This is a genomic window from Vibrio sp. 10N.239.311.G01 (genome assembly GCF_041465805.1).
Lineage (GTDB): Bacteria > Pseudomonadota > Gammaproteobacteria > Enterobacterales > Vibrionaceae > Vibrio > Vibrio crassostreae_C.
Window position 1 is genome coordinate 1 of sequence record NZ_JBFSRM010000081.1, and the last position, 1,005, is coordinate 1,005.

The 1,005-nt window shown below is 42.6% G+C and carries 1 protein-coding gene; it reads left to right on the top strand.

The features are described from left to right. Positions 1 to 784, top strand: a 784-nt coding sequence (locus AB6D06_RS22495; RefSeq protein ID WP_372111945.1) for an IS110 family transposase, incomplete at its 5' end; no start/stop codon positions are given. Positions 785 to 1,005 lie beyond the last annotated feature (221 nt).

A 1,005-nucleotide genomic window follows, 5' to 3' on the forward strand; every position in this document is an offset into this window, starting at 1 on the left:
CCTAGAAGGACATAAAACTGATCATAATGATGCCCTTGCTATCGCTAATGCCGCTATCCAAATTGGTATCAAGTACAGCCGCCCAAAGTCATTAGAACAACAATCTATGCATTCATTAGAAACCAGCCGTAGGTTCTTATCTCGTAGTGTGGTTTCCTTAGGGCTTCACATTAGAGGGACGATTTTGGGCTACGGGATAGCAAACCCTAGAGGTGAAAAAGGTTTAAAAGCGTCGGTTCAAACAGTACTTGATGGAGAGACCTCAATACCAGCAAATGTTGTATCCGTTCTGTCCATGTTGTGGGAGCAATATAAAGAACTGAAAGCAAAACTCATCGCGTTCGAAAAAGAGAAAAATGCTTTAACCCGCCAGATAGAACCATGCCAACGATTAATGGAAATTGAAGGTGTTGGTGAAACAACAGCTGCGATGCTCTATACAACTCTTGGTGATGGAAAGCAGTTCAAGAATGGAAGACAAGCTTCAGCGTTTGTTGGTCTTACACCCAAACAACACAGTTCAGGTGGCAAGGTCTTTATGATTGGGATCGATAAATGCGGTGGAGTGAAGGAGCTACGCTCCCTTCTCTATCTTGGTGCAATGTCTTACGTTGGACGACTCCCCGAAAAACCGAAGACTCAAAAGGATGCTTGGTTGAGGAGTATCATAGATCGTATCGGCTTCAAGAAGGCCTGCATTGCACTGGCGAACAAAGTGGTACGGACTGCGTGGGCAATGCTTCGGTATGAGACTGAATACAAACCAGTATTACTTACTAATTAATCACTAACAAATTCTAAAATTTTACAAAATGATGAAGCATAAAAGGTAAGACCAACCTACTGAAAACCTGGCCGTTCTGTCATGCTAAGCAAGCTGCTAACTCGATAAGGACAGTAGGTGCGCAAAACATCAAAGGCTAGAAGGTAGCTCCTTCAATAAGAAGCCGAATATACGACCGCATCTTAACTTTTATTACCAAAATCACTTTGTAAATACGTGGA